Origin of the sequence: Streptomyces sp. NPDC091377, from assembly GCF_044757045.1 — a bacterium.
Taxonomy (GTDB): Bacteria; Actinomycetota; Actinomycetes; order Streptomycetales; family Streptomycetaceae; genus Streptomyces.
Window position 1 is genome coordinate 283,043 of sequence record NZ_JBIVUE010000001.1, and the last position, 24,351, is coordinate 307,393.

Consider the following 24,351-nt stretch of genomic DNA (forward strand, 5'->3'; position numbering starts at 1 on the left):
ACTCGCCGTCCAGCGGTCTTCGCTGTAGGACCGACCACCTCCCGTAGGAGTACAGATGCCCCCCAAGGGTCGTCAGGGCGCTGCCAAGAAGGTGCGCCGCAAGGAAAAGAAGAACGTCGCTCACGGCCACGCGCACATCAAGAGCACGTTCAACAACACCATCGTCTCGATCACGGACCCGTCCGGCAATGTGATCTCCTGGGCCTCCGCCGGCCATGTCGGCTTCAAGGGCTCCCGGAAGTCCACGCCGTTCGCCGCGCAGATGGCCGCCGAGTCGGCCGCCCGCCGCGCCCAGGAGCACGGCATGCGCAAGGTCGACGTGTTCGTGAAGGGTCCGGGTTCCGGTCGTGAGACCGCGATCCGCTCCCTCCAGGCCACGGGTCTTGAGGTCGGCTCCATCCAGGACGTCACCCCGACCCCGCACAACGGCTGCCGTCCGCCGAAGCGTCGTCGCGTCTGACCTCGCTTTTCAGGGTTTCGCGGGCGGTACGGCTCACCAGGGCCGTGCCGCCCGTACCCTTGCAGTACAAGTCGGGCGTCAAATAGCGGGCGCCCCTGACTGAAGGATTCGACACCATGCTGATCGCTCAGCGTCCCTCGTTGACCGAAGAGGTCGTCGACGAATTCCGCTCCCGGTTCGTGATCGAGCCGCTGGAGCCGGGCTTCGGCTACACCCTCGGCAACTCCCTGCGCCGTACGCTCCTGTCCTCGATCCCCGGTGCGGCTGTCACCAGCATCCGGGTCGACGGCGTCCTGCACGAGTTCACCACCGTGCCGGGCGTCAAGGAAGACGTCACGGACATGATCCTCAACATCAAGCAGCTGGTCGTCTCCTCGGAGCACGACGAGCCTGTCGTGATGTACCTGCGCAAGCAGGGTCCGGGTCTGGTCACCGCCGCCGACATCGCGCCGCCGGCCGGTGTCGAGGTCCACAACCCCGACCTCGTCCTCGCCACCCTCAACGGCAAGGGCAAGCTGGAGATGGAGCTGACGGTCGAGCGTGGCCGCGGCTATGTCTCCGCCGTGCAGAACAAGCAGGTCGGCCAGGAGATCGGCCGTATCCCGGTCGACTCCATCTACTCGCCGGTGCTCAAGGTCACGTACAAGGTCGAGGCGACCCGTGTCGAGCAGCGCACCGACTTCGACAAGCTGATCGTGGACGTCGAGACCAAGCAGGCGATGCGTCCCCGGGACGCCATGGCCTCCGCGGGCAAGACGCTGGTCGAGCTGTTCGGTCTCGCCCGCGAGCTGAACATCGACGCCGAGGGCATCGACATGGGCCCGTCGCCGACGGACGCCGCCCTGGCCGCCGATCTGGCGCTGCCGATCGAGGAGCTGGAGCTGACCGTCCGGTCGTACAACTGCCTCAAGCGTGAGGGCATCCACTCCGTGGGTGAGCTGGTCGCGCGCTCCGAGGCCGACCTCCTGGACATCCGCAACTTCGGTGCGAAGTCCATCGACGAGGTCAAGGCGAAGCTGGCCGGCATGGGCCTGGCCCTCAAGGACAGCCCGCCCGGATTCGACCCGACCGCCGCCGCCGACGCCTTCGGCGCGGACGACGACGCGGACGCGGGCTTCGTGGAGACCGAGCAGTACTGAGCGCTCCACGGCGGGGCCGCTCGACGCAGCGGTCCCGCGCCCCTTCCGGGAGCATCCCCCTCGGGGCCGCTCCCGGATCTCCGACAGACGGCCGTCTGCTCGGATACTGACTCTGGTACCTGATACGGCCGGGGCAGACACACAGGAGATACACCATGCCGAAGCCCACCAAGGGTGCCCGTCTGGGCGGCAGTGCCGCGCACGAGAAGCTGCTCCTCGCGAACCTCGCGAAGGCGCTCTTCGAGCACGGCCGCATCACCACCACCGAGGCGAAGGCCCGCCGCCTGCGCCCGTACGCCGAGCGTCTGGTCACCAAGGCGAAGAAGGGCGACCTTCACAACCGCCGTCAGGTGCTCCAGGTGATCACGGACAAGAGCATCGTGCACACGCTCTTCACCGAGATCGGCCCGCGCTACGAGAACCGCCCGGGTGGCTACACCCGTATCACCAAGATCGGTAACCGCCGTGGCGACAACGCGCCCATGGCTGTCATCGAGCTGGTGGAGGCGCTGACCGTGGCGCAGGAGGCGACCGGCGAGGCCGAGGCCGCCACCAAGCGTGCCGTCAAGGAAGACGTCCTGAAGAAGGACGAGGCCGTCGAGGCCCCGTCCGACGAGGCCGTCGAGGACGCCAAGCCGGCCGACGCGGAGTCCAAGGACGCCTAGGCGTCCGCCGGGGTCCGAGTGACCGGCGTCCGCGGTTTCGCGGTGGCCGGTCGCTCGGACCCCGCGCCCCGGAGACGAGGGCGTTGGCGGGTCCGTTCCCTTCCCGGGAGCGGGCCCGCTTTTTCTGTACCTGAGAGGATCCTTGCGTGAGTCATGACGTGCCGGCCGGGTCTGTGCGGATCCGGCTCGATCTTTCGTACGACGGAACCGGCTTCCACGGGTGGGCCAAGCAGGCCGGGGGGCAGCGGACCGTGCAGGGGGAGGTCGAGGACGCGCTGCGGACCGTCACCCGGGCCGGGGACACGGTGTACGAGCTGACCGTCGCCGGGCGGACCGACGCCGGGGTGCACGCCCGGGGGCAGGTGGCGCATGTCGATCTGCCGGTGGAGGTCTGGGCCGAGCAGCGGGAGAAGCTGCTGAAGCGGCTCGCCGGGCGGCTGCCCAGGGATGTGCGGGTGTGGCGGGCGACCGAGGCGGCCGACGGGTTCGACGCCCGGTTCGCCGCGCTGTGGCGGCGCTATGTGTACCGGGTGGGGGACCGGCCGGGGGGTGTCGACCCGCTGCTGCGCAACCATGTGCTCTGGCACGACTGGCCGCTGGACGTGGACGTGATGGACGCCGCCGCCCGGTCGCTGGTGGGGGAGCACGACTTCGCCGCCTACGCGAAGAAGCGGGAGGGCGCCTCGACCGTCCGGGAGATCCTCGACTTCGGGGTGCGGCGGACCGGTCAGGGGGTGGTCGAGATCGAGGTGCGGGCCGACGCGTTCTGCCACAACCAGGTGCGGTCGATGGTCGGCGCGCTGCTGTTCGTGGGCGACGGGCACCGGGGGGTGCAGTGGCCGCGGAAGGTGCTGGACGCGGGGGTGCGGGACAGCGCGGTACATGTGGTGCGCCCGCACGGGCTGACGCTGGAGGAGGTCGCCTATCCGGCGGATCCACTGCTGGGGGAGCGGCAGCGGGAGGCGCGGCGGGTACGGGGCGCGGTGCACTGAGCCCCGCACCCGCCGGTGCCTACTTCTTGTCCAGGACCTCTTCGAAGGTCGGGCGCAGGAACGGGGCCAGCGACTCGGCGTAGGTGCCGGACATGTGGCTGTAGTCCCAGTAGACGACCTTGCCCCCGATGACGGCCGGGCAGTAGCCGTCGGCGCAGAACGCGGGGATGGTGTCGATGACCGTCGCGCCGTGCTCCTCGGCCACCCCGCGTTCCATGGCACGGGTCTCGGTGCGGTCGATGACGCGCTCGGAGCGGGGGCTGCACGCGGACAGGCCCTTGGAGTTCTTGGCCAGGCAGTCGGGAACGTTGAAGTCGGGGTAGGGGGTGTCCGTCAGATAGACCAGCTCGGCGCCGGTGTCCTTGAGGGTGTCGAAGGTCGTGCGGGCGCCCTCACGGGTGGCGGTCTCCTGGGCGCGGTTGGTGACCACGACGACGTCGGGCTCGATCTTCTCGATGGCGGCGAGGGCGGAGGTGCGCCAGAGACCGCACTCGGTGTACTCGCGGCCGAGGTCCTCCCGGGTGACGGTGTACTCCAGGGCCGGGCAGCCGCTCTTGATGACGGTGACGACCTTGACGTTCAGTTCCTTGCCGAGCTTGTGGAAGGTGTTGCCCCACTGGAAGGCGTGCGAGTCGCCGAGGACGACCATGGTCCGGTCCGCGGTCTTGTCGCCGATGACACAGTCGTCGCGCTGGTCGTAGCTCTTGATCAGCAGATCGTCGATGCAGCCGTGGTCACCGCGATCGTCCGGCGCGCTGAGCAGGGACTTCTGGCTGAGCTTGGGGTTGGTCCGTTCGGCCACGGCGGTCTTCACGGACTCGGTGCCGTCGAATCCGGAGGCGGCGGCGGCCGTGGAGGTGCCGACGGAGAGGTTGAGCGGCACGATGTGCAGGGCGAGGGCCATGGCGGCGACGGTGGAGGCCATCAGCGCGCCGCCGGTGGCGACTCCGCGCCAGGGGCTGATGGCGATGCGCACGCTCTCGCGGAACTTCTTCTCGATCAGGTAGTGCGTGGCGACGGCCACCAGGAGGGAGAGGACGGCGACCCGCAGCCGGTCCTGGTAGGTGAACTCCCGCTCGATGATGCTGGGCCACAGGATCAGCAGCGGCCAGTGCCAGAGGAACCAGCCGTAGCTGACGTTGCCGATGAAGTTGAACACCGGGTTGTCGAGGATCTTCTCCGCGCCGAAGGTCGGGTTGGCGCAGCCGCCGGCGATGACCGCGGCGGCGCCGAGCAGCGGGCCGGCCACCGCGTAGCCGGGCAGCGGGGTCTCGGCGGTGATCATCATGCCGGTGACCAGGATGGTGGCCAGGCCCAGCCAGGACAGGACGGCGGCGAAGCCGGGGTTCATCCGGGACAGCAGCGGGGCGGCGAGGGCGAGCAGCACACCGAAGGCGATCTCCCAGATACGGCTGGGGGTGCTGAAGTACGCCATGGGCTGGTTGGTCTCGGTCTGTGAGTAGCCGAGGTAGAAGGAACCGGCGATCACCGCCATCAGGAAGACGACCACCAGGGCGCGGTTGCGGAAGATCAGGCGGCTGAGCCAGACCATCGCGACCAGCACGAGCGGGGCGACGACGTAGAACTGCTCCTCGATGCCCAGGGACCAGAAGTGCTGGTAGGGGGACTGGCTGCCGTCGTTGGCGAAGTAGTCGGTGCCGTTCTCGGCGAGCCGCCAGTTGATCAGGCTGACGGAGGCGGCGAGGCCGTCGGACATGTAGTCGCGGAAGCGGAACGGACTGACGTAGATCCAGGACAGTACGGCGGTGGCGATGAGGGTGATCGCCATGCCGGGGGCCAGCCGGCGGAAGCGGCGGGCCCAGAACTTGCTCAGGGAGACCCTGCCGGTCTTGTCGATCTCGGCGAAGAGCTGGCCGCCGATGAGGAAGCCGCTCAGCACGAAGCTGACGTCGACGCCGCCGTGGATGTCGAGGATGCCGCAGTGCATCGCGACCACCATCATGATGGCGATGGCGCGCAGGCCCTGGATGTCGGGCCGGTACGTGCGCAGACGTTCGCTCTGCACGGCCGTGGTGCGATGGCGGGACATGCTTCTCCAGTAGCTGAACTGAGTGCCGGGTCCGCTCCGGTGGGGTCGCGGCGGTGGGTGGTGTCAGTGGACGGTGGCGCAGGCGGCGGCCGTGCCGCTGACCCGTACTCCCTGGGCGGGGATGCGGATGCCGCAGGCGAGGCGGAGCTGGGCGGGGAGTTCGTTGTCCGCGCCGATGTGGGCGTGGCAGCCCACGACGACCTCGCGGAGCAGGGATCCGCCGCCGATGGTGGAGTCGTGGTCCACGACCGACTCATGGATCCGGGCGCCCTCGGCCACACGGACGTCGCCGCCGATGATCGAGCGGTCGATCACCACGTGCGGGCCGATCTCGGCGCCGGGACCGATGGTGGAGCCGCCGGTGACCAGGGCGGTCGGGTCGACCACGGCGCTGGGGTGGATCAGCGCCTGGGCGGGCGGGCCCACGAGCGGGGAGGTCGCGGTGCCGGTGACCAGGTCGGCGGAGCCGTGCACGAAGGCGAGCGGGGTGCCGAGGTCGCGCCAGTACTCCTCGGTGGTGTGGCCGTGGACCCGGCTGCCGTCGGCGACCAGGCGGGGGAAGGTCTCCTGTTCGACGGAGACCTCGCGGTCGGCGGGGATGGCGTCGAGAACCGAGCGGCGGAAGACGTAGCAACCGGCGTTGACCTGGTCGGTGACGCATTCCTCGGGTGTCTTGGGCTTCTCCAGGAAGGAGAGCACCCGGCCGTCGTCGTCGGTGGGCACCAGGCCGAAGGCGCGCGGGTCGGGGACCCGGGTCAGATGCAGGGTGACGTCCGCGTCCCGGCTGCGGTGGGCGTCGAGGATGCCGCGCAGGTCGACGCCGGAGAGGATGTCGCCGTTCAGGATCAGTACGGGCGCGTCCGGGTCGTCGCCGCGCAGCAGGCGTCCGGCGTTGCGGATGGCGCCGCCGGTGCCGAGCGGTACCTGTTCGACGGCGTAGGACAGGGTCAGGTCGGGGGAGAAGTTCTTGAACTCCTCCTCGAAGAGGGCCGCGAGGTACGAGGTGGCGAACACCACGTGCTCGACCCCGGCGTCCATCAGCTTGGCGATCTGGTGCCGGATGAAGGACGAGCCCGCGACGCTCAGCAGGGGCTTGGGGGTGTGGTTGGTCAGGGGCCGCAGCCGGGTTCCCTTGCCGCCCACCAGAATGATGGCTTCTTGCATGGATGTGTTCCCTCGCTCGGTCAGCTGGAGGTGTCGTCGGTCCCGGGTCCGGCGTAGTCGGACGAGAAGCAGGACTTGATGGCCTTCTCGGTCAGGGGGCGTCCGGCGAAGTCGAGCCGGGAGGCGACCTTGTCGTCGGGCTTGGTGTTGGGGTCGTCGTCGAAGTAGATCGACCACCAGTACACGCCGGACATCCGGCGCTCCTGGACCACCTGGCAGACGGCGGTGTACCAGTTCGCCTGCACCTCGGGGTTGACGTCCCGCTTGGTGTAGAAGTCGCCGGGGGCCCGGTAGGCGCCGTCCATGGCGCCGATGCCCGCCTCGGCGATGGTGATCTTGGGGAGGGGGCCGGTGGCCTTCTTGTCCAGCCACTTGTTCCAGCCGTCGACCAGGGTCTGTACGGAGGCGTCGTCGTCCACCTTGACGGGGAAGTAGGCGTCGATGCCGAGGCTGGTGACCGGCATCGAGACCGGTCCCTGCACATAGGCGTCCCAGTTGGCGTCGTAGGCCACTTCACCGGAGAAGATCGTTTCTGCGCGGTCGACGACCCCGTCCCAGTGCTCGTCGCCCTCCATGGAGTTCAGCTCGGTGCCGATGACGAAGCCGGCCGCCTTCTCCCCGTCGGCCGACTTCAGATAGGGGGTCAGGAACTTCTCGTAGGAGGTGAACCAGGCGTCCCGGTCGGACGGTTCGATGTTGCCGCGCCAGTCACCGCCCGGCACATCGAGGGACGCCTCGTCCAGCAGGGGGCGGACGGTGGTGCGCAGTCCGGCCTCGTGGAAGATCTCCAGGACCGAGGCGAGCCGCTCCGGGGTGGGGGTCTTCTCGCTGGCGCTGATCTCCGTGGAGGTACGGCCGCCGGTGAGGAAGGGGAAGCTCACGCTGACCGAGTTGGCGTGCAGTCCGACCAGGTAGTCGGCGTGGATCCGGGCCTGCTTGTCCACGTACGCCTGGTCGTGGTCGGCGTTGTCCTCCCAGTAGAGCTGGACGCCCCACTGCGGCATGCCCTCCTTCCACTCCTCGGCGACCTTGGCCTGGACGGTGTCGGGGGCCGCGGGCCCGGCGGGGTCGTCGTCGGAGCCGCCGCCGGGGGCGGTGGTCCGGTCGTCGGTGACCAGGCTCGGCAGGACCGAGCCCGATTCCCAGCGCAGCGGGTGGTCGCCGAGGACGAACGGGACGGCGATCACGGCCGTGACCACGCTGACGGGCAGCACGGAGAGCAGAGGCAAACGGGTACGACTCATGAGGCTGACGGCTTCTTCCGGGTCAGGCAGGCTTGGCGATGACGACGAACTTGTTCTCCTCGCGGCGGATGAACTTCAGCAGGCCCCTGAAGCCGCCGAGTCCTTCCAGGAGGGAGAACAGCGGCAGCAGGGCGAGGACCGCGATGGGCTCCCACCACTTGCGCCGGCCGTTCATCGAGGCGATCGCGTTGAGCCGCAGCCCTTCCCAGTACGCCCAGATCACATAGGCGAAGCTGATCGACCAGAGCACGACCACGGACTGGGTCACCGGTGAGGTGTTCATGTCGTTGATCAGCCAGGCCGCGAGCAGGATCGCGCCGATGTGCTGGAGCGGTCCGAGGATCCAGCTGGTCACACACACGGTCATGAACCAGCGGTAGCGGAAGGGGACCTTGCGGTTGAAGCAGAGCGCGACCAGGCCCCAGGCCCAGCGTTCGCGCTGCTTGACGAAGTCCTTCATGTTCGCCGGGGAGGCGCCGTAGCAGCGGCCGTTGAACCAGTCGCTGCGGCCCGGGTAGAGACGGCAGAAGGTGAGGGCGAGCCGGGCGTCCTCGACGATCTCCTTGGGGCCGAAGTCCCAGCCGATCTCGGCCTCGATGGAGGCGCGGATCACCAGCAGTTCGCCGTGGACACCGGCGGCCGGGGTGCCGAGGCCGGTGAAGGCGCGGAAGCGGGCGATGTCGTCCGCCGGGCGGATGGCGTCGGCGAACCAGGTGAACATGCTGACCGCGTTCTCGCGCGGGTAGGTCAGGATGCCCTGCGCCATGTGCTTGACCTCGTCGGGCGTGGCCCGGCGCTGGCGGTTGATGAACTGGGCGAGGGAGGCGGAGGTGTCGGGGCCGACGCCGGTGTCGTCGTCCATGTGCAGCACCCATACGTTCTCCAGCGCCTCGCCCTCCTCGATGCGCAGCTCATGGGCGTAGTTGTTGGCGCGGGCCTTGAAGCGGGTGCCGTTCGGGGTCTCGTACGCCTTGGGCACGGTGACCACGCGGATCAGGGGGTGGCCGGCGGCCAGCGCGTCGATCTCGGCGGCGGCCTCGCAGCCCTCCTCGGTGAGCACGTCGACCCGCATGTACGGGAACCACTCCGGGAGGTGTTCCACGTACGACAGGACGGAGCGCTTCAGCGCGGGGTAGGTGTCGTGCCGGCCGATGGTCGGGACGAGGGTGATCAGGAAGTCCTGCTCGACCGGGGCGGGCGGGGTCATCAGATGGGCCTTGCGCTGCCGCCGCCGGATCAGCATGAAGCCCTGGACCGAGACCAGGACGCCGGGGACGGGCAGTGCCCAGCAGATGGTGATCAGCCAGGCGAGCGGTGAGTCCGTCGGCCGGTACGACCAGAGGCTGAAGAACAGCAGCAGCACCAGCGGGATGAGGAACGACAGGATCCCCGGCCTCCACGCAGCAGTGCGCTTGGCCAGCTTCTGGTTGGATCGCGACTGCTGCGGCACTCCCCCGTTGACCAGTGACGATGCCATGTGACTGTGGAACTCCCCTGAGATCGGTGGTGCGTTGAGGCAGCGACAGATCTCGGCCATGGCACGGTCGTGCCATGGCGCACTCACATGGGTTCCCTGCCCCCCAACGCCTTCCATGGGCGCACTCGGTCCATTCCCACGCAGAAGCCCCCCCGGGCGCCTAATGGCTCAGACCGAACAGAAGCACGATACTCGCACGTGAAGGTTGTTCATGAAACGGTTGTGGACGACTTGTGCTCGAAAATTAATCAATTGACGGCTTGTGATGTGACCACACGGGAAGAGTAGTAGGTCCGTTTCACGTCCTCAGCGGTGTTTTTCCGCTGTGGATCGGAGACGTTCTCGTACGAGAGTGACTGTCCCCACAGTGTCCACAGGACCCAGGGCGTTTCGGTCAGGGTGCGGGGCTGGTCCGCGTTGAGCGGGACGTGGAAGGACTCCGCGACGATCCGGGGGCGGCGGTAGCGCTCCAGGCCCCGGTACCAGACGCCGGTCCAGGGGGCGCCGCCGAACGGACGGGCCGGGGTGTCGCTGTAGTCGTCGACGCCCACGACGTCCACATAGCGCCCGCCCGGGTAGTAGGCGCGCGGCTCGCGGCCGTAATCGCCGTCCCAGGCGTTCGGCGCCCACACGAAGATCAGGTTGTGCAGCCCGCGCCGGTGCACCAGGAAGTCGTACGTCAGCCGCCACAGCCGGTGGAACAGGGCCGGCTCCTGTCCCGCCCACCAGAAGCCACGGCCCGGCGCGGTGTTCATCTCGTGGTACGGCCGCAGCAGCACGGGTACGCCCTGGTCGGCGAGGTAGCCCAGATGGTCGGCGAGGAAGGCGAGGTCCAGCAGGAGCGACTGGTGCTCGGAGCTGCCCGCGGTGACGACCCGCTCGAACCAGCCGTCGTCGTCGGCGCCGGGGGAGTGGCGGTGCAGGGTCCGCCGGAAGCCCTTGACCGGGCTGCCCGGGTAGGGCTGGTGGAAGGAGAAGCCGACCAGACCCGCCGGCCGGCCCCCGTTCTCCGGCAGTCGCACCTCGCGGCCCGACGCGCACTCATGGTGAGCGCCGGAGGGCCGGTACGAGCCGTCGTCCTCGCGGGGCAGCCCCGCCCACACCCCGAGCGCCAGGTCCACGGCGTCGTCGGTGTACCCCCACTTGCGGCCGCAGGCCGGCCAGGCGCGGGAGTAGGAGCGGGCCGCGCCCACCGCCCAGCCCGGCTGGTCGTAGCCGGGGCCGAGGTCCAGCTCCACGAAACCGGGCAGCCGGCCCGTGATGTCCCGCACCTTGCGGTAGTAGTAGCCCGGCTGCTTCGTCCCCGGGACATCGCCGTAGCGCGCGTTGTACCGCTCGTTGTGCAGCTCCACGTGCTGCCCGATCACCGTCCGGCTCGGCCGGCCGCGCCGGGCGGCGTTCTCCTCCCCGGCCAGCATCGCGTAGACCCGCCGGGCCTCCGCGGTGGCCTTGGGATCGCGTGCGCGCAGGTCGGTGGGGACGAGAGCGGGGGCGTCGGGAGGCTCGGGGCCGTCCTCGGGCCAGGCCCACACCGCCAGCGGCGCGAGCGCGGCGGCACCCACGGCGGCTCCCAGCAACCCGACCCGGCCTCGCATACGCATGACGGTTCTGTCCCCCTCCGGACGATCTGTGCTGTGGAGATTGTCACTCGGGGGGAGGGGGCGGGGCGCGGAGGGGGCCGGGGGCCTTGGGGGCCGGAGGGGTGGCGGGGGCCAGGGGGGCGTGGGGGTCGAAGGGGCCAGGGGCCAGGGGGGCGTGGGGGCTAGTCGGCCGCCGCCTCCGCGGATGCCTGGGCCTCGCCGCGGCGGCGGATCTGGCGGAAGCTGAACTCGGCCAGGTCGTCACCGGTGGTGAAGGCCGCCGTGCTCTTGGGGGTCACGTCCTTGCCGTCGGTGAAACCGGCCACGGTGAAGTAGGCGTACCGGCCGTAGGAATTGGTCGTGGAGCGGCAGACCGCGGCGTTGCAGAACTGCTTGACCCCGCCGCCGGACAGCGCGCTGACGATGCTGTCCTTGTCCGCCTGCTTCTTGGCCCTGGTCGCCTGTGACTCGGTGTCGAAGACGGCGACACCTACGGTGACCGCGACCCCGTCCTTGGTGTAGGAGACCCGCATCAGCCGGGTGCAGTCGTGATCGTTCAGCACCTTGGGCAAGGTGCCCTGGGCGGCCGAGGCGCAGTCGCGGGTGTCGGCCGTGGGACCCTTCTTGTAGACGTTGTCGCCCATGGTCAGCTGGGTGCCGGGGAACAGGCCCTCCACGCTGAGCGGCGCCTTGTCCTTGTCCTTGCTGGAGACGAAGTCCTTCGGGTCCAGCGGCGGCGGGGCGCTGGTCGGCTCGAAGGACGGGGCCGGTCCCGAGCCGCTCGGGATGTCGGCGGTCGAGGGCAGCTGAGGGCCGCGCTTCGCCTCCGGGCCGTCGCTGTTCGCGGACACGACGGCCACCGCCACCGCGGCGCCGATCGCGAGGGTGGCGAGTGCGCCGCCGCCGATGAACAGCAGCCGGCGCCGCTTGTTGCGCGCCTCGGACGCCTCGGCGAGGGCCGCCCAGTCCGGGGTGCCGTCGGTACCGTCGGTGCCGTCGTTCCAGGGCTGCTGCGAATGCGGTTTCCAGGGGTCCCACTGGGAGGGGGATCCCCCCTGCTGCCCGTAGCTCATGGGCCGCATCTTAGACGGGCCCGCCGTCGGGCCGGGGCCGTCCCAACGAGCCCTGGGGGCCGTGGTGTTCGAGGGGCTCGCGGTGGGTGAGTGAACGGACGCACGGTGTGACGTCCCTGCCCGGGGGCGTGTGGCGCCCCTCGTTTTGACCGGTCTTGGCGCCGCAGGTAAGCTGCTTGTTCGTTGTGTATTGGCTTGCTCATTCTCACGGGACGGGCCCTTACACCGGTCCACCGGGCCGATGACCAGCGACCCCACTACGCGGTATGCGTCGCCGCCGTGCGGTCCAGGCTGTCGTGATCGTTTTCGGTGAACCTGTTCAGGACCATTCACTCGAAGCGAAGGCTACGAACCGTGCGTACGTACAGCCCCAAGCCCGGCGATGTGACGCGCCAGTGGCACGTCATCGACGCTCAGGACGTCGTCCTGGGTCGTCTCGCCACCACCGCAGCGACCCTTCTCCGTGGCAAGCACAAGCCGATCTACGCCCCCCACGTCGACGCTGGTGACTTCGTCATCATCATCAACGCGGACAAGGTGCACCTGTCCGGCAACAAGCGGACCCAGAAGATGGCGTACCGCCATTCCGGCTACCCGGGTGGTCTGCGCTCCGTCCGCTACGACGAGCTGCTGGAGAAGAACCCCGAGAAAGCCGTCGAGAAGGCTGTCAAGGGCATGCTCCCCAAGAACACCCTGGGCCGTCAGATGCTCACCAAGCTGAAGGTCTACCGAGGCGAGAACCACCCCCACGCTGCCCAGCAGCCGGTTCCGTTCGAGATCACCCAGGTCGCGCAGTAAGTCCGGCCACCCCCTAAGACTGAACAGAATCTGAGGAGCATCGTGGCCGAGACCACTGCCGAGCAGCCGCTCGAAGAGCTTGACATCGACAGCTACACCACCGAGACCGAGGTCCCGGTGGAGGGTGAGTACACCTCCGAGTCCCTCGCCTCGCAGTTCGGTGAGCCCCAGCCCGCCGCCGGCCTGGGCCGCCGCAAGAACGCCATCGCCCGCGTCCGGATCGTCCCGGGCACCGGCAAGTGGAAGATCAACGGTCGCACCCTTGAGGACTACTTCCCCAACAAGGTGCACCAGCAGGAAGTCAACGAGCCCTTCAAGGTGCTCGAACTGGAAGGCCGCTACGACGTGGTCGCCCGCATCGCCGGTGGCGGTGTCTCCGGCCAGGCCGGCGCGCTGCGCCTCGGTGTCGCCCGCGCCCTGAACGAGGCCGACGTCGACAACAACCGCGGTCCCCTGAAGAAGGCCGGCTTCCTGCGCCGCGACGACCGCGCGGTCGAGCGGAAGAAGGCCGGTCTGAAGAAGGCCCGCAAGGCTCCGCAGTACAGCAAGCGCTAAGCCGCGGGCTGTCTGCTCGTACTCCGAACGCCCCGACGGCACGCCAGTGTGCCGCCGGGGCGTTCGTTTTCTTGCGAACGCAGGCGTATAACGGCACAAGACGCTCAGATGCTTGTGTGACGGCTTGTGTGATGGGCTTGTGAGATGGGTTGGCCAGGCATCGCCATGCCTGGGACGTGGGAGTCACGTGTGCGGACGCACCGGCACGGGCACGGGCTTCCGGTACGGACGCTTCCTTCAGGAGGACAAGTGGGACGACTCTTCGGCACGGACGGCGTGCGCGGCGTCGCCAACGCGGATCTGACGGCCGAGATGACACTCGGACTGTCGGTCGCGGCGGCCCACGTACTGGCCGAGGCGGGCACCTTCGCCGGCCACCGGGCCACCGCGGTGGTCGGGCGGGACCCACGCGCGTCCGGGGAGTTCCTGGAGGCCGCCGTGGTCGCCGGTCTCGCCAGCGCGGGCGTGGACGTCCTGCGGGTGGGTGTGCTGCCGACTCCGGCCGTGGCGTATCTCACCGGGGCGCTCGGCGCCGACCTCGGGGTCATGCTCTCCGCCAGCCACAACGCGATGCCGGACAACGGCGTCAAGTTCTTCGCCCGCGGCGGGCACAAACTGCCCGACGACATCGAGGGCCGTATCGAGTCCGTCTACGAGGAGCACCGCACCGGAGCGCCCTGGGACCGGCCGACCGGAGCGGGCGTGGGCCGGGTGCGCGAGTACGTCGAGGGCTTCGACCAGTACGTCGCCCATCTCATCGGCGTCCTGCCGAACCGGCTCGACGGGCTGAAGATCGTCCTGGACGAGGCGCACGGCGCCGCGGCGCGGGTCTCGCCCGAGGCGTTCTCGCGGGCCGGGGCCGAGGTCATCACCATCGGTGCCGAGCCGGACGGACTGAACATCAACGACGGATGCGGATCCACGCATCTGGGTCAGCTCATGGCCGCCGTGATCGAACACGGGGCCGATCTGGGCATCGCGCACGACGGGGACGCCGACCGCTGCCTCGCCGTGGACCACACGGGTGCGGAGATCGACGGCGACCAGATCCTCGCCGTGCTGGCGCTGGCCCTGCGGGAGCGCGGCGCGCTGCGGTCCGACACCGTCGTCGCGACCGTCATGTCCAACCTGGGCTTCAAGCTGGCCATGGAACGCGAGGGCATCCAGGTGGTGCAGACCGGGGTGGGCGACCGGTACGTCCTGGAGGAGATGAAGCAGAACGGTTTCGCGCTCGGCGGCGAGCAGTCCGGCCATGTGATCATCCTCGACCACGCCACGACCGGTGACGGCACCCTGACCGGGCTGATGCTGGCGGCGCGGGTGGCGCAGAGCGGGGTGGCGCTGCGGGAGCTGGCCCAGGTGATGGAGCGGCTGCCGCAGGTGCTGATCAATGTGCCGGACGTCGACAGGTCCCGGGTGCGGTCCTCCGGGGATCTCGCGGCGGCCGTCGCCGAGGCGGAGCGGGAGCTGGGGGCGACGGGGCGGGTGCTACTGCGGCCCTCCGGTACGGAGCCGCTGGTGCGGGTGATGGTGGAGGCCGAGGACATCGAGCAGGCTCGGGCTGTGGCGGGGCGGTTGGCCGACGTGGTGAAGTCCGCGCTGGGGTAGGGGTTGGGGGCGGGGTCGGGGTGTGGGCGGGGTGGGGGTCGGGCTGTGTTCGGGTGGGGCCGGGTTCGGGGTGGGGCTGTGGTGTGTCGCGGGCTCTCCCCCGGTGGGGGGCCGGGCGCGTAGGTAGTTCCAACACCCTGGGAACTACCCGGCACGGGCCGAACCCGCAGGTCAGAAGGGGTAGCCATGACTACCGCCGTACTTCCCGAGCGCGCCCACCGGAATTCTTCGGTCCCTACAGTCGGCATGGAGAACACTTCAAGCGCGGGTGTGTGCACGTGCCACAGTCGCCCCCAGGTAGACCTACTGCTCAGGAAGTCCAAGATCGTCCGTGAGGGAGAGCGCACGCTCAGCATTCGAGCGTCATCAATGACCAGTGCCCCGGACAGACGGCACCGGTCGGAAACACCCTCTCATCCCCTACTCACCACCCGTATCCGGGGCGGCCGAGGGGGGTCTGTGCTCGCTCCGGTCCGCGCGGTGCGCAGGGCGGAACGCGAGTTCCTGAGCCGACCCACAGGGCTAGGCTCAGATTCATGGACGTACCTTTTGTCGGCGCGGACGATATTGACCATTCGGCGTGCGGTATCTGTCCTGCAAAACGGCTGCCCCGGTGCGGGTTCGTGGTCTACGACCGTCCGACCCGTGCTGCGCCGTTCAATCCGGCGGACGGATACCGGTACGCCGCGGACGGCACACCCGCGTGCGTCCACCCTCACAAGGTGGGGCTAGACCCTGACAGGCTCGCCCCGCCCCCGCCCCCGCTTCCCGTGGAACCGGACCCGGTACCGTCCGCGCCGACTGCTGCGCCTAGCTGGTGGAGTCGCCTACGCCGAGCGGGATGGAAACGCGCTTCCCGCGCTCGGTGACACCGATCCCGCCGTAGACCCCATCGAGCACCGTGCGCCGACGCTCGGTCTCGTCCGCACCGATCCAGTACCGGTCATTGGCCGGGCCGAACGCAGCGCGGTACACCTGGTGGGTGTAGTCGCCGTGGTCCCATGCGGCGGCCCCCTGCTCCATGTCCGTCATGTGCACGAACTGAATGCTGTGACGCTGCATCATGCGCGTCAGGAGGGAGAACTGCGCCATCATGGCGTGCGTCATGGTGTCCACCGGTACGGACAGCGGGAGTTCCGATGCCTGTTCGTCGCCCCCGGTGAGGTCCCATACCGCCGACTTGATGGCCATGGCTCGAATCGCCTCGGTGAACAGGCCCGGTGCGTCGGCGACGGCGTCGTACTCGATGATGACCGGGTACCCGTAGAAGTCATCCCAGTCAGAGGTGTACTGGGATACCGCCCTCTCAAGGCGCCCGATTTCGGGGTCACCGGTCAAGGCAGTGTGAATCTCTCGGGCACGCTCCGCCACCACTTCCGGGGCGGGGCGAACAAGGGTTGCGGTCACTTTCCACTCTCCTTACTCGGGTGTGTGCCTTTCTGGAACCGCCCCCCGCCGGGTCAGTGACGTCCGTCCGGCGGGGGGCGGGGTCAGCGGGTCATGCCGCTCGGGGCACGCCGTTGTCACGACGGAGCACGATCACGTCCGCCTGGTGGTGGCCTTCGGGCTGTCGCCCATGCGCTTCCTCTCCCATGCGGCATGTGCGGATTCCTGGCGGGACCGTAGCGGGACAACCCATGCGATGAGCCGACCCCGTAGCCAGTCGGGAGCTACGTCGTAGTCACGCGCCAGCGTGCGTAGGGATGATCCACCGTCGCGGTAGGCGGAGATCACAGCGTCCCGGGACGCTATGACGCGCTCCCGTGCTGCTTGCCTTTTGTCTGACAGGCGGGTCATGTCACTCCTGTTTGGAGGGGTGGAACCCGGTCGGCTGCCGATCCTCAGCCGACCGGGCGTTGTGCCCGCCCCCTGCCGATCACGTGGGGAAGCGATTCGGTCAGGGCAGGGGGCGGAGTTTCAGGGGGTGCCGGAGACCGGGCGACGCCTTGGTGTCCCTTCGTGTGCCTGGTTCTCGTGCAGCGTGCGGAGGTCCCTGGTGCGGGCGACGGCTTGCATGTCGCCCGCTGCCGCTCGGTCGTGCATGTGTGCTTGCAGGGCTCGGCACCACGCACATCGGGCGGGGTCGGGCGGCCCGGGGCGGTCGGTGACGAGAGAGGTGAAGGTCATGGTGTCTCCGGGGGTTCGGCCCCGGTCGCCCCGGATGGGGTGGGGCTGACCGGGGCCGGGGGCGAGGACATGTGCAGCGTCGCCCCTGCCGCCCTCGCGAGATTCTCCGCAGCGGTTGTCGCGCTGCTTCGCGGGGCGGTTGCTGATGGGGGTGGGTGGTCCGCCCCCTCCGTCGCTGTCCCTTGTACGGATGGGCGGACCGGTCTCAGGGCGGGGCGTGCACCAGCTCGGCCAACCGCTTCCGGTGCCGTCCGCGTAGGGTCGGGAGCGGCGGGTGCGGGGCCGTGCGGGTGTTCACCGGCCAGACGGTGAACGAGTAGATCCCGCTGTGGTCGGCGATGATCAGGGCCCACGGGTCCCCGCCGCGCAACTGCCGGTACGCGTCGAGTTGTTCGGTTTCGGATGCGGCCCACTGGCGTAAGCGGGTCGGTACGTCGCCCTCGGCGGCCAGTGCGTCGGGAGCGGGGCGTAGTGCCGGTGCGGGGCACCAGGGCACCCCGGGGGCGGGGTCGAGCCGTTCGGCGATGTGCAGCGCACGCCTGGCTGCCCATCCGAGGGCCGGTTTGATGAACGGGGACCTGAACCGGCCCAGCGTCACGCGCACGTTCTGGCACCGCCCGTAGACGGGTCCCTCGGCGGTGATCTCCGCCCAGTAGGCGTGTGGCGCGGTCACGTCGTCACCCCCACGATGCTCACGGGGCGCCCCCGCTACTACGTTCGTTCACCTCGGCAAGGGCGGGCCGAATCCGGTCCGCCACGGTCGCCGGCCGGACATCCGACCGCGAGGCGTGCCACTCGATACCGCCCCGGGGCGGACGGAGCGAGTAGCGGCCATCTCCCCAGGTTCCGCCGGTGTCCATGAGGACCGCGAGTTCCTTCCTCGCGGTGTCGAACACCAGCTCTCCCACGCTGAGTTGGGATGCCGGGTGATCCTTCGCTACGTTCTCACCGGACATAGCCGTACCTCTCCGTAGTGCCTTGACTACCGGGAGATGTCAGAGTGGCCTAGGCTGAAGAGCTGTTCAACTAGGAGATTCGGCAAACAAAGTTGAGGCGGTCAACATGGTGTACCGCAAGGAACTTGATCCGGATGCCAGCTTGCAGGCGGCCCTAGGAGCACGACTACGGCAAGAGCGTGAGGGACGCGGGTGGTCCCAGCGGCAGCTAGCAGAACGGATGGGCTACTCACCTACACAGATCTCACACGTTGAAACTGCGCTCAAGATTGCAACTTTGCCCTTCTGTCGTCGACTCGATGCGGTGTTAGAACTCGCAGGCACCGATGAGTCATTCGAGGGCCAGTGGTTCCACATGAAGCACGGTGCACTCCTGGAAGGCTTCCCAAAGTTCATCAGCTACGAGGGGCGAGCAGCTGAAATCAGGCTGTACGAGGTAGGCGTGATTCCGGGCCTGTTCCAAACCCTTGAGTACGCAGCAGTGATCGAGAACCACAGCGTCACAAGAGGAGCGATCACAGCCGAGCAGGCGGAGGAGCGAGTGACCACCGTCGCCAACCGTCAGGCAGCGATCAGCCGAAACCCCCTCCCAGCGGTGCATGCGGTGCTGGATGAAAGCTGCATCCGTCGGCAAGTAGGAAGTGCCGAGATCATGCGACGACAGCTTGACCAGCTCCTGGCGATCGCAGAGCAGCCCAACACCATCCTTCAGGTGGCTCCATTCACCATGGGAGAGCGACGGCCGTTCAACCTGCCCGTAACGATTCTGACGTTGCCGGACCGGGTCGTCATGTCGTATGCCGAGAGCGCGCACCGGGGCCACCTTGAGCGAGACAGCCAGCGCGTAGAGCCCACGCTCTCCGCCTACTATCAATTGCAGAAGTACGCACTTCCACAGGCGACATCGGTGGAAGTGATTCACCAGGTACGAAAGGGCATTCCGTGACGACCACGTCTGATCTTCTCAATTGGAGCAAATCGAGCTATAGCGGCAATGGTGGTCAGTGCGTCGAATGGGCCCCCGCCTACGCGTCCGCAACTGGCTTCGTTCCCGTCCGTGACTCCAAGACCCCGAGCGGCCCCATGCTGAGCCTCCCCGCCGACGCGTTCACCGCGTTCGTGTCGGGGGTCAAGGGCGGATCGTTCGACACCGTCTGACCGCCTGGTTCAGCACGTGATCAAGGGGAGCCCCGCCGAGTCCAATTCTCCGGCTCGGCGGGGCTCCCCTTCACTTTCAGCCCGAGAGCGCAAGGCTCATCAGGGCTCGCTCCCACGCGTCCGGAGACCCCTCGGCGGGGGCGCGGTCGGTCGGGTACACGGCCCACATACGTGACCCGAGCGGCGTCTCCACGCTGATCCCGTACCGGTTCGTGACTCCGCACCGGACCAGGACCCCCGCGAGTTGGTGCATGGTCGCCTTCGCTTCCCGTTCGGTCCGGTAGGCCCCGCGATGAGGCAGCGCTCCGCCGTCGTCGCGATGCTCTCCATGGTCACGCTGCGAGGAGCATCGTCCGGGTGGGCACGTGGATGCCGTGCGCGCATCCGGTCCATGGGTCGTCCCGCGGGATGAGGATTCCGGAGCCCTGCCGCACCCACTCGAACCAGCCGGCGAGCCCTCCCGTCCTACGGCACCGGGCCAAAATGCGGAACCCGGCATATTCCGTCATTCCCCTGAGTAAACGAGCCACGATTCCCGCCTGCGTCTCCAGCGCCACCGTCAGGTCGCGGCACGCCGTGATTCGTGCTTCCCCGAGCACTGCGCGGGCAGCATGACCGCCGACCGGTACAGAGCAGCCGTGTCCCACGACGCCCCCGAGCCGTCCGGAGCGGTATGCGTCCGCTGTGAACGGTGGACACCGGCCCTTTCGGCGGCGTTGGTGCCAGGGTGTTGTGCGCGCAGTTTCCCGCGCCCCGTTCAGCGGCGTTGGCGCCAGGGCGTTCTGACGTTGCGGCGGGTTTTTGACCAGGCCCATTTCTGGGCTGCCAGGGTCAGGGTGCCGGCCAGGACGATGCCCAGCAGGTTGAGGAGGAGCTGTTCCGTGCTGCCCCAGGTCTGGCCCGGGTCGCCGTAGGCGAAGGCGACGGCAGCGTTGGCGGCGGCCGGGATCGTGGTGACGGAGATGGCCACGCCGACCAGTGCCCCCGACTTGGCCGAGGTCAGGGAGAGGGTGCCCGCGGCGCCGGCCAGGACCGCCACGACGAACGAGAACCAGTCGGGCGCGTACACGAACCCGGTCTGTGGCCGCTCGCCCTCCAGTTGCTCCTTGGTGAACAGGCCCACGGCGTCCATGAAGAGGCTGAAGCCCACCGTCACCGTTATCGCCACCGCGAAGCCCACCAGAAGGGCGATCAGGGAGCGGGCGGCCAACCGGGGCTGACGCTGGACGACCGAGGTGGAGATACCGGCCAGCGGGCCGAACTCCGGGCCCACCGCCATCGCGCCCACGATCAGGATCGCGTTGTCCAGCACCACACCGCAGGCCGCGATCATCGTGGCCAGGGTGATGAAGGCGAGGTAGGTGACGGAGAGCGTCGACTCCTCGTGCGTGGCGTCGGTGAGGTGCTCCCACAGGACCGCGTCCGCCGCCTCGCCCGGCGCCTCCGCCTCGGCCTTGACGGCCCGCCGGGACAGCGACAGGTCGATGTTCTCGACGGCGATCGAGCCGGTGTCCTCGATGCCCAGCCCCTGGAGCGCGCTGAGGAGTTCGTCGCCCGCCTCGCGAGCCACGTCGCACAGGACGACATCGCCGCGCGGATTGCGGGCCGCGCCCGGCATCACCACCAGATGGGTGGCGCCGACGGTGGACTCGATCAGCCGGACCACGTCGTCGGTCCGGTCGGCCGGGGTGATCAGGCGCAGATGCAGGAGCATGACGCCTTTTTAACAGGCTTCACCGGGCCGCCCGCCCGTCCCTCACAGCTTGCGCAGGCTGAGGCGCTGCACCTTGTGGTCCGGGCCCTTGCGCAGGATGAGGGTGGCGCGGCCCCGGGTGGGGGCCACGTTCTCCATCAGATTGGGCTTGTTGATGGTGCGCCAGGTGGTGCGGGCGTAGTCCAGGGCCTCCTCCTCGGAGACCTGGGTGTACTTGCGGAAATACGAGGACGGGTTCTGGAAGGCGGTCGCGCGCAGTTTCTTGAAGCGGTCGAGGTACCAGCGCTCGATGTCCTCGGGGCGGGCGTCGACGTACAGGCTGAAGTCGAAGTAGTCGGCGAGGCCGACGCGGGTGCGGCCGTCCTTGCCGGGCAGGGCGGGCTGGAGGACGTTCAGTCCCTCGACGATCAGGATGTCCGGACGGCGTACGACGAGCTGGCGGCCGGGGACGATGTCGTACTTGAGGTGGGAGTAGACGGGGGCGGTGACCTCGCTCTTGCCGGCCTTGATGTCGGCGACGAAGCGGGTGAGGGCACGGCGGTCGTAGGACTCCGGGAAGCCCTTGCGGGTCAGCAGGCCGCGCTCCTCCAGCTCCTTGGTCGGCAGCAGGAACCCGTCCGTGGTGACCAGCTCGACACGCGGGTGCTCCGGCCAGCGCGAGAGCAGGGCCTGGAGCAGGCGGGCGACGGTCGACTTCCCCACGGCGACCGATCCGGCGACCCCTATCACGAAGGGGGTGCCGGACTGGGAGCCCTGCTCGCCGAGGAAGGTGTTGAGGGCGCTGCGCAGGCCGTCGGTGGCGCCGACGTAGAGGTTGAGCAGCCGGGAGAGCGGGAGGTAGATGTCCCGCACCTCGTCCAGGTCGATCACATCGCCCAGACCGCGCAGCTTCTCGACCTCCTCGGCGTTGAGCGAGAGCGGTGTCTTGTCGCGCAGGGCGCTCCACTCCGCGCGGGTGAGGTCGACGTAGGGAGTCGCCTCCGGGCGGTGCCGGTGGGCGCTCCTGGGCATCGGGGAGATCGGAGAGATCACGGTTCATTGTTACGGGAGTTTGAACGGGGGGCCGGGTGGGATGCGTCACGCCCGTGCCGGTGGGGGCGGGGCGGGCGAGTGGGGGGCGAGTGGGGAGCGAGTGGAGGGGGCGGTGGCGGTGGGATGGTGGGGGTGGCACGGGCGGGCGTTCGTACCACCGTGGGAATTTCTGATTTCGGGCACGGTGTGGGCTTTTGGGGTGGGGTGGGAGTCGTAGGCTGCCGGGTATGTGCGGAATTGTGGGATATGTGGGGTCGCAGCCGGCGCTCGATGTGGTGATGGCCGGTCTGAAACGGCTGGAGTACCGGGGATATGACTCGGCGGGGTTCGCCGTGCTCGCGGACGGCGGTCTGGCGGGGGCGAAGAAGGCCGGGAAACTCGTCAATCTGGAGAAGGAACTGGCCGAGCGTCCGCTGCCGGCCGGGACGACCGGCGTCGGGCACACCCGGTGGGCCACGCACGGCGCGCCGACCGATGTGAACGCGCACCCGCACCTCGACAACGCCGGGCGGGTGGCTGTCGTGCACAACGGCATCATCGAGAACTTCGCCGCGCTGCGTGCGGAACTGGCCGGGCGGGGACACGATCTGACGTCCGAGACGGACACCGAGGTCGTCGCGCATCTGCTGGCCGAGGAGTTCTCCTCCCGCGCGGATCTCGCGGAGGCGATGCGGTCCGTGTGCCGCCGGCTGGAGGGGGCGTTCACCCTGGTCGCCGTGCACGCGGACGCGCCGGACGTGGTCGTGGGCGCGCGGCGGAACTCGCCGCTGGTGGTGGGGGTGGGGGACGGCGAGGCGTTCCTGGCCTCCGACGTGGCGGCCTTCATCGCCCACACCCGGTCGGCGGTCGAGCTGGGGCAGGACCAGGTGGTGGAACTGCGCCGGGACGGGGTGACGGTCACCGGGTTCGACGGCCGGCCCGGGCAGGTGCGGTCGTACCACGTCGACTGGGACGCGTCCGCCGCGGAGAAGGGCGGATACGACTACTTCATGCTCAAGGAGATCGCCGAGCAGCCGAAGGCGGTCGCCGACACCCTGCTGGGGCGGATCGACGCGGAGGGCTCGCTGACCCTGGACGAGGTGCGGATCCCGGCGGCGGAACTGCGGGACGTCGACAAGGTGGTCATCGTCGCGTGCGGGACCGCCTTCCACGCCGGGCTGATCGCGAAGTACGCCATCGAGCACTGGACGCGGATCCCGTGCGAGGTGGAACTGGCGAGTGAGTTCCGCTACCGGGACCCGATCCTGGATCCGCGGTCGCTCGTCGTCGCCATCTCCCAGTCCGGCGAGACGATGGACACGCTGATGGCGGTACGGCACGCCCGGGAACAGGGGTCCAAGGTGCTCGCCATCTGCAACACGAACGGCTCCACGATTCCCCGGGAGTCCGACGCCGTGCTGTACACCCACGCCGGGCCGGAGGTGGCGGTGGCGTCGACCAAGGCGTTCCTGACGCAGTTGGTGGCGTGCTACCTGGTGGCGCTGTACCTGGGGCAGGTGCGGGGCACCAAATGGGGCGACGAGGTGGGGGACGTGATCCGGGATCTGTCACGGATCACGGGGTCGGTGGAACGGGTCCTGGAGACCATGGAGCCGGTGCGGGAACTGGCGCGCACGCTCGCCGACAAGAACACCGTGCTGTTCCTGGGGCGGCATGTGGGCTACCCGGTGGCCCTGGAGGGGGCGTTGAAGCTCAAGGAACTTGCCTACATGCATGCCGAGGGGTTCGCCGCGGGCGAGCTGAAGCACGGTCCGATCGCGCTGATCGAGGCGGATGTGCCGGTGGTCGTGGTGGTGCCGTCGCCCCGGGGCCGCTCCGTCCTCCACGACAAGATCGTCTCCAACATCCAGGAGATCCGCGCGCGGGGTGCGCGGACCATCGTCATCGCGGAGGAGGGCGACGAGGCGGTGGTCCCGTACGCCGACCACCTGATCCGTGTCCCGGTCACCCCGGTGCTGCTCCAGCCCCTCGTCGCGACGGTGCCGCTCCAGGTCTTCGCGTGCGAACTGGCCACGGCCCGCGGCAACGAGGTGGACCAGCCGCGGAACCTGGCGAAGTCGGTGACGGTGGAGTAGCCGGGGCGGGGTGGGCCGGGTCGGGGCGGGGCGGTCGTAGAGTGCCCGGGTGAGCATCATCGGGGTCGGGATCGACGTGGCGGAGATCGACCGGTTCGCGGTGTCCCTGGAGCGGACGCCCGGGCTGGCACAGCGGCTGTTCCTGGAGCGTGAACTGCTGCTGCCCAGCGGGGAGCGGCGTGGAGTCGCCTCGCTCGCCGCGCGGTTCGCCGCGAAGGAGGCCCTGGCCAAGGCGCTCGGGGCGCCCGCCGGACTGCACTGGACCGACGCCGAGGTCTACGTCGAGGAGAGCGGGCAGCCCCGGCTGAGGGTCTCCGGGACCGTCGCCGCGCGCGCCGCCCTGCTCGGGGTCAGGTCGTGGCACGTGTCCCTCAGCCACGATGCCGGGGTGGCCTCCGCGGTGGTCGTCGCCGAGGGGTGAGTCACCGGGCTCCGTCCCCCGGCCTCCGTCCCCCGTCCCCCGTCCCCCGGCCCTCGTCCCCCG

21 protein-coding genes are annotated in these 24,351 nt (G+C 69.2%); 11 read left to right on the forward strand and 10 right to left on the reverse strand.

The window, feature by feature from the left end; translation table 11 throughout:
• The first annotated feature begins 55 nt into the window (after positions 1-55).
• The 4 genes from rpsK to truA all read left to right on the forward strand — a co-directional run bounded on the left by rpsK (position 56) and on the right by truA (position 3,256).
• Entirely contained in the window at positions 56-460 is a 405-nt protein-coding gene (gene rpsK, locus ACIQNG_RS01420; protein WP_003956432.1) for a 30S ribosomal protein S11, read from the forward strand.
• A 116-nt stretch (positions 461-576) separates the two neighbouring features.
• Positions 577-1,599: a DNA-directed RNA polymerase subunit alpha gene (locus ACIQNG_RS01425; RefSeq protein WP_161182732.1), complete on the forward strand. Its 1,023-nt coding sequence runs from the start codon at positions 577-579 to the stop codon at positions 1,597-1,599.
• Positions 1,600-1,754: 155 nt separating this feature from the next.
• A complete protein-coding gene (rplQ, locus tag ACIQNG_RS01430) occupies positions 1,755-2,264 on the forward strand; it encodes a 50S ribosomal protein L17 (protein WP_401436722.1) in 510 nt (169 codons plus the stop codon).
• A 146-nt stretch (positions 2,265-2,410) separates the two neighbouring features.
• Positions 2,411-3,256 (forward strand): tRNA pseudouridine(38-40) synthase TruA, encoded by an 846-nt coding sequence (truA, locus tag ACIQNG_RS01435; protein WP_401436724.1) that lies wholly within the window; start codon positions 2,411-2,413, stop codon positions 3,254-3,256.
• 19 nt (positions 3,257-3,275) lie between these two features.
• Here truA and ACIQNG_RS01440 read toward each other — a convergent pair whose 3' ends face one another.
• The 6 genes from ACIQNG_RS01440 to ACIQNG_RS01465 all read right to left on the reverse strand — a co-directional run bounded on the left by ACIQNG_RS01440 (position 3,276) and on the right by ACIQNG_RS01465 (position 11,844).
• Positions 3,276-5,306: an acyltransferase family protein gene (locus ACIQNG_RS01440; protein ID WP_401482118.1), complete on the reverse strand. Its 2,031-nt coding sequence runs from the start codon at positions 5,304-5,306 to the stop codon at positions 3,276-3,278.
• A 63-nt stretch (positions 5,307-5,369) separates the two neighbouring features.
• Positions 5,370-6,470 (reverse strand): sugar phosphate nucleotidyltransferase, encoded by a 1,101-nt coding sequence (locus ACIQNG_RS01445; protein ID WP_401482120.1) that lies wholly within the window; start codon positions 6,468-6,470, stop codon positions 5,370-5,372.
• 20 nt (positions 6,471-6,490) lie between these two features.
• The gene (locus ACIQNG_RS01450; RefSeq protein ID WP_401436731.1) at positions 6,491-7,714 is read right to left on the reverse strand and encodes a glycoside hydrolase family 113; all 1,224 of its coding nucleotides are present in this window, start codon (positions 7,712-7,714) and stop codon (positions 6,491-6,493) included.
• A 22-nt stretch (positions 7,715-7,736) separates the two neighbouring features.
• Complete coding sequence (locus ACIQNG_RS01455; RefSeq protein WP_401482122.1) at positions 7,737-9,191, reverse strand: glycosyltransferase family 2 protein; 1,455 nt, start codon at positions 9,189-9,191, stop codon at positions 7,737-7,739.
• Positions 9,192-9,439: 248 nt separating this feature from the next.
• A complete protein-coding gene (locus tag ACIQNG_RS01460) occupies positions 9,440-10,792 on the reverse strand; it encodes a glycosyl hydrolase (protein WP_401482124.1) in 1,353 nt (450 codons plus the stop codon).
• Positions 10,793-10,953: 161 nt separating this feature from the next.
• The gene (locus tag ACIQNG_RS01465) at positions 10,954-11,844 is read right to left on the reverse strand and encodes a hypothetical protein (RefSeq protein ID WP_401482126.1); all 891 of its coding nucleotides are present in this window, start codon (positions 11,842-11,844) and stop codon (positions 10,954-10,956) included.
• A gap of 354 nt (positions 11,845-12,198) precedes the next feature.
• Between ACIQNG_RS01465 and rplM the strand changes: the two genes are divergently transcribed.
• The 3 genes from rplM to glmM all read left to right on the forward strand — a co-directional run bounded on the left by rplM (position 12,199) and on the right by glmM (position 14,805).
• Positions 12,199-12,642, forward strand: coding sequence for a 50S ribosomal protein L13 (gene rplM, locus ACIQNG_RS01470; RefSeq protein WP_401436742.1), 444 nt, complete (start codon positions 12,199-12,201; stop codon positions 12,640-12,642).
• 42 nt (positions 12,643-12,684) lie between these two features.
• Positions 12,685-13,197, forward strand: coding sequence for a 30S ribosomal protein S9 (rpsI, locus tag ACIQNG_RS01475; RefSeq protein ID WP_401436744.1), 513 nt, complete (start codon positions 12,685-12,687; stop codon positions 13,195-13,197).
• 249 nt (positions 13,198-13,446) lie between these two features.
• Positions 13,447-14,805 (forward strand): phosphoglucosamine mutase, encoded by a 1,359-nt coding sequence (gene glmM / locus ACIQNG_RS01480; RefSeq protein WP_401436747.1) that lies wholly within the window; start codon positions 13,447-13,449, stop codon positions 14,803-14,805.
• Positions 14,806-15,615: 810 nt separating this feature from the next.
• Here glmM and ACIQNG_RS01485 read toward each other — a convergent pair.
• Together ACIQNG_RS01485 and ACIQNG_RS01490 are read right to left on the reverse strand one after the other, a co-directional pair.
• Complete coding sequence (locus ACIQNG_RS01485; protein WP_401482129.1) at positions 15,616-16,212, reverse strand: hypothetical protein; 597 nt, start codon at positions 16,210-16,212, stop codon at positions 15,616-15,618.
• Between the two features lie 925 nt (positions 16,213-17,137).
• Positions 17,138-17,605 (reverse strand): hypothetical protein, encoded by a 468-nt coding sequence (locus ACIQNG_RS01490; RefSeq protein ID WP_401482131.1) that lies wholly within the window; start codon positions 17,603-17,605, stop codon positions 17,138-17,140.
• Between the two features lie 389 nt (positions 17,606-17,994).
• Between ACIQNG_RS01490 and ACIQNG_RS01495 the strand changes: the two genes are divergently transcribed.
• Entirely contained in the window at positions 17,995-18,834 is an 840-nt protein-coding gene (locus ACIQNG_RS01495; protein ID WP_401482133.1) for a helix-turn-helix domain-containing protein, read from the forward strand.
• Positions 18,831-19,046 (forward strand): DUF397 domain-containing protein, encoded by a 216-nt coding sequence (locus ACIQNG_RS01500; protein ID WP_401482135.1) that lies wholly within the window; start codon positions 18,831-18,833, stop codon positions 19,044-19,046. The genes ACIQNG_RS01495 and ACIQNG_RS01500 overlap by 4 nt, the downstream gene beginning before the upstream one ends.
• Before the next feature lie 757 nt (positions 19,047-19,803).
• On the opposite strand, the gene ACIQNG_RS01505 is transcribed toward ACIQNG_RS01500, so the two are convergent.
• Together ACIQNG_RS01505 and coaA are read right to left on the reverse strand one after the other, a co-directional pair.
• Positions 19,804-20,760 (reverse strand): DUF389 domain-containing protein, encoded by a 957-nt coding sequence (locus tag ACIQNG_RS01505; RefSeq protein ID WP_401436760.1) that lies wholly within the window; start codon positions 20,758-20,760, stop codon positions 19,804-19,806.
• Positions 20,761-20,802: 42 nt separating this feature from the next.
• Positions 20,803-21,771, reverse strand: a complete 969-nt coding sequence (gene coaA / locus ACIQNG_RS01510; protein WP_401436873.1) for a type I pantothenate kinase — start codon at positions 21,769-21,771, stop codon at positions 20,803-20,805.
• A gap of 248 nt (positions 21,772-22,019) precedes the next feature.
• Between coaA and glmS the strand changes: the two genes are divergently transcribed.
• On the forward strand, positions 22,020-23,867 hold the full coding sequence (glmS, locus tag ACIQNG_RS01515) for a glutamine--fructose-6-phosphate transaminase (isomerizing) (RefSeq protein ID WP_401436762.1): 1,848 nt from the start codon (positions 22,020-22,022) through the stop codon (positions 23,865-23,867).
• A gap of 49 nt (positions 23,868-23,916) precedes the next feature.
• Positions 23,917-24,288, forward strand: a complete 372-nt coding sequence (locus ACIQNG_RS01520) for a holo-ACP synthase (protein WP_401436765.1) — start codon at positions 23,917-23,919, stop codon at positions 24,286-24,288.
• The last annotated feature ends 63 nt before the right edge of the window (positions 24,289-24,351 follow it).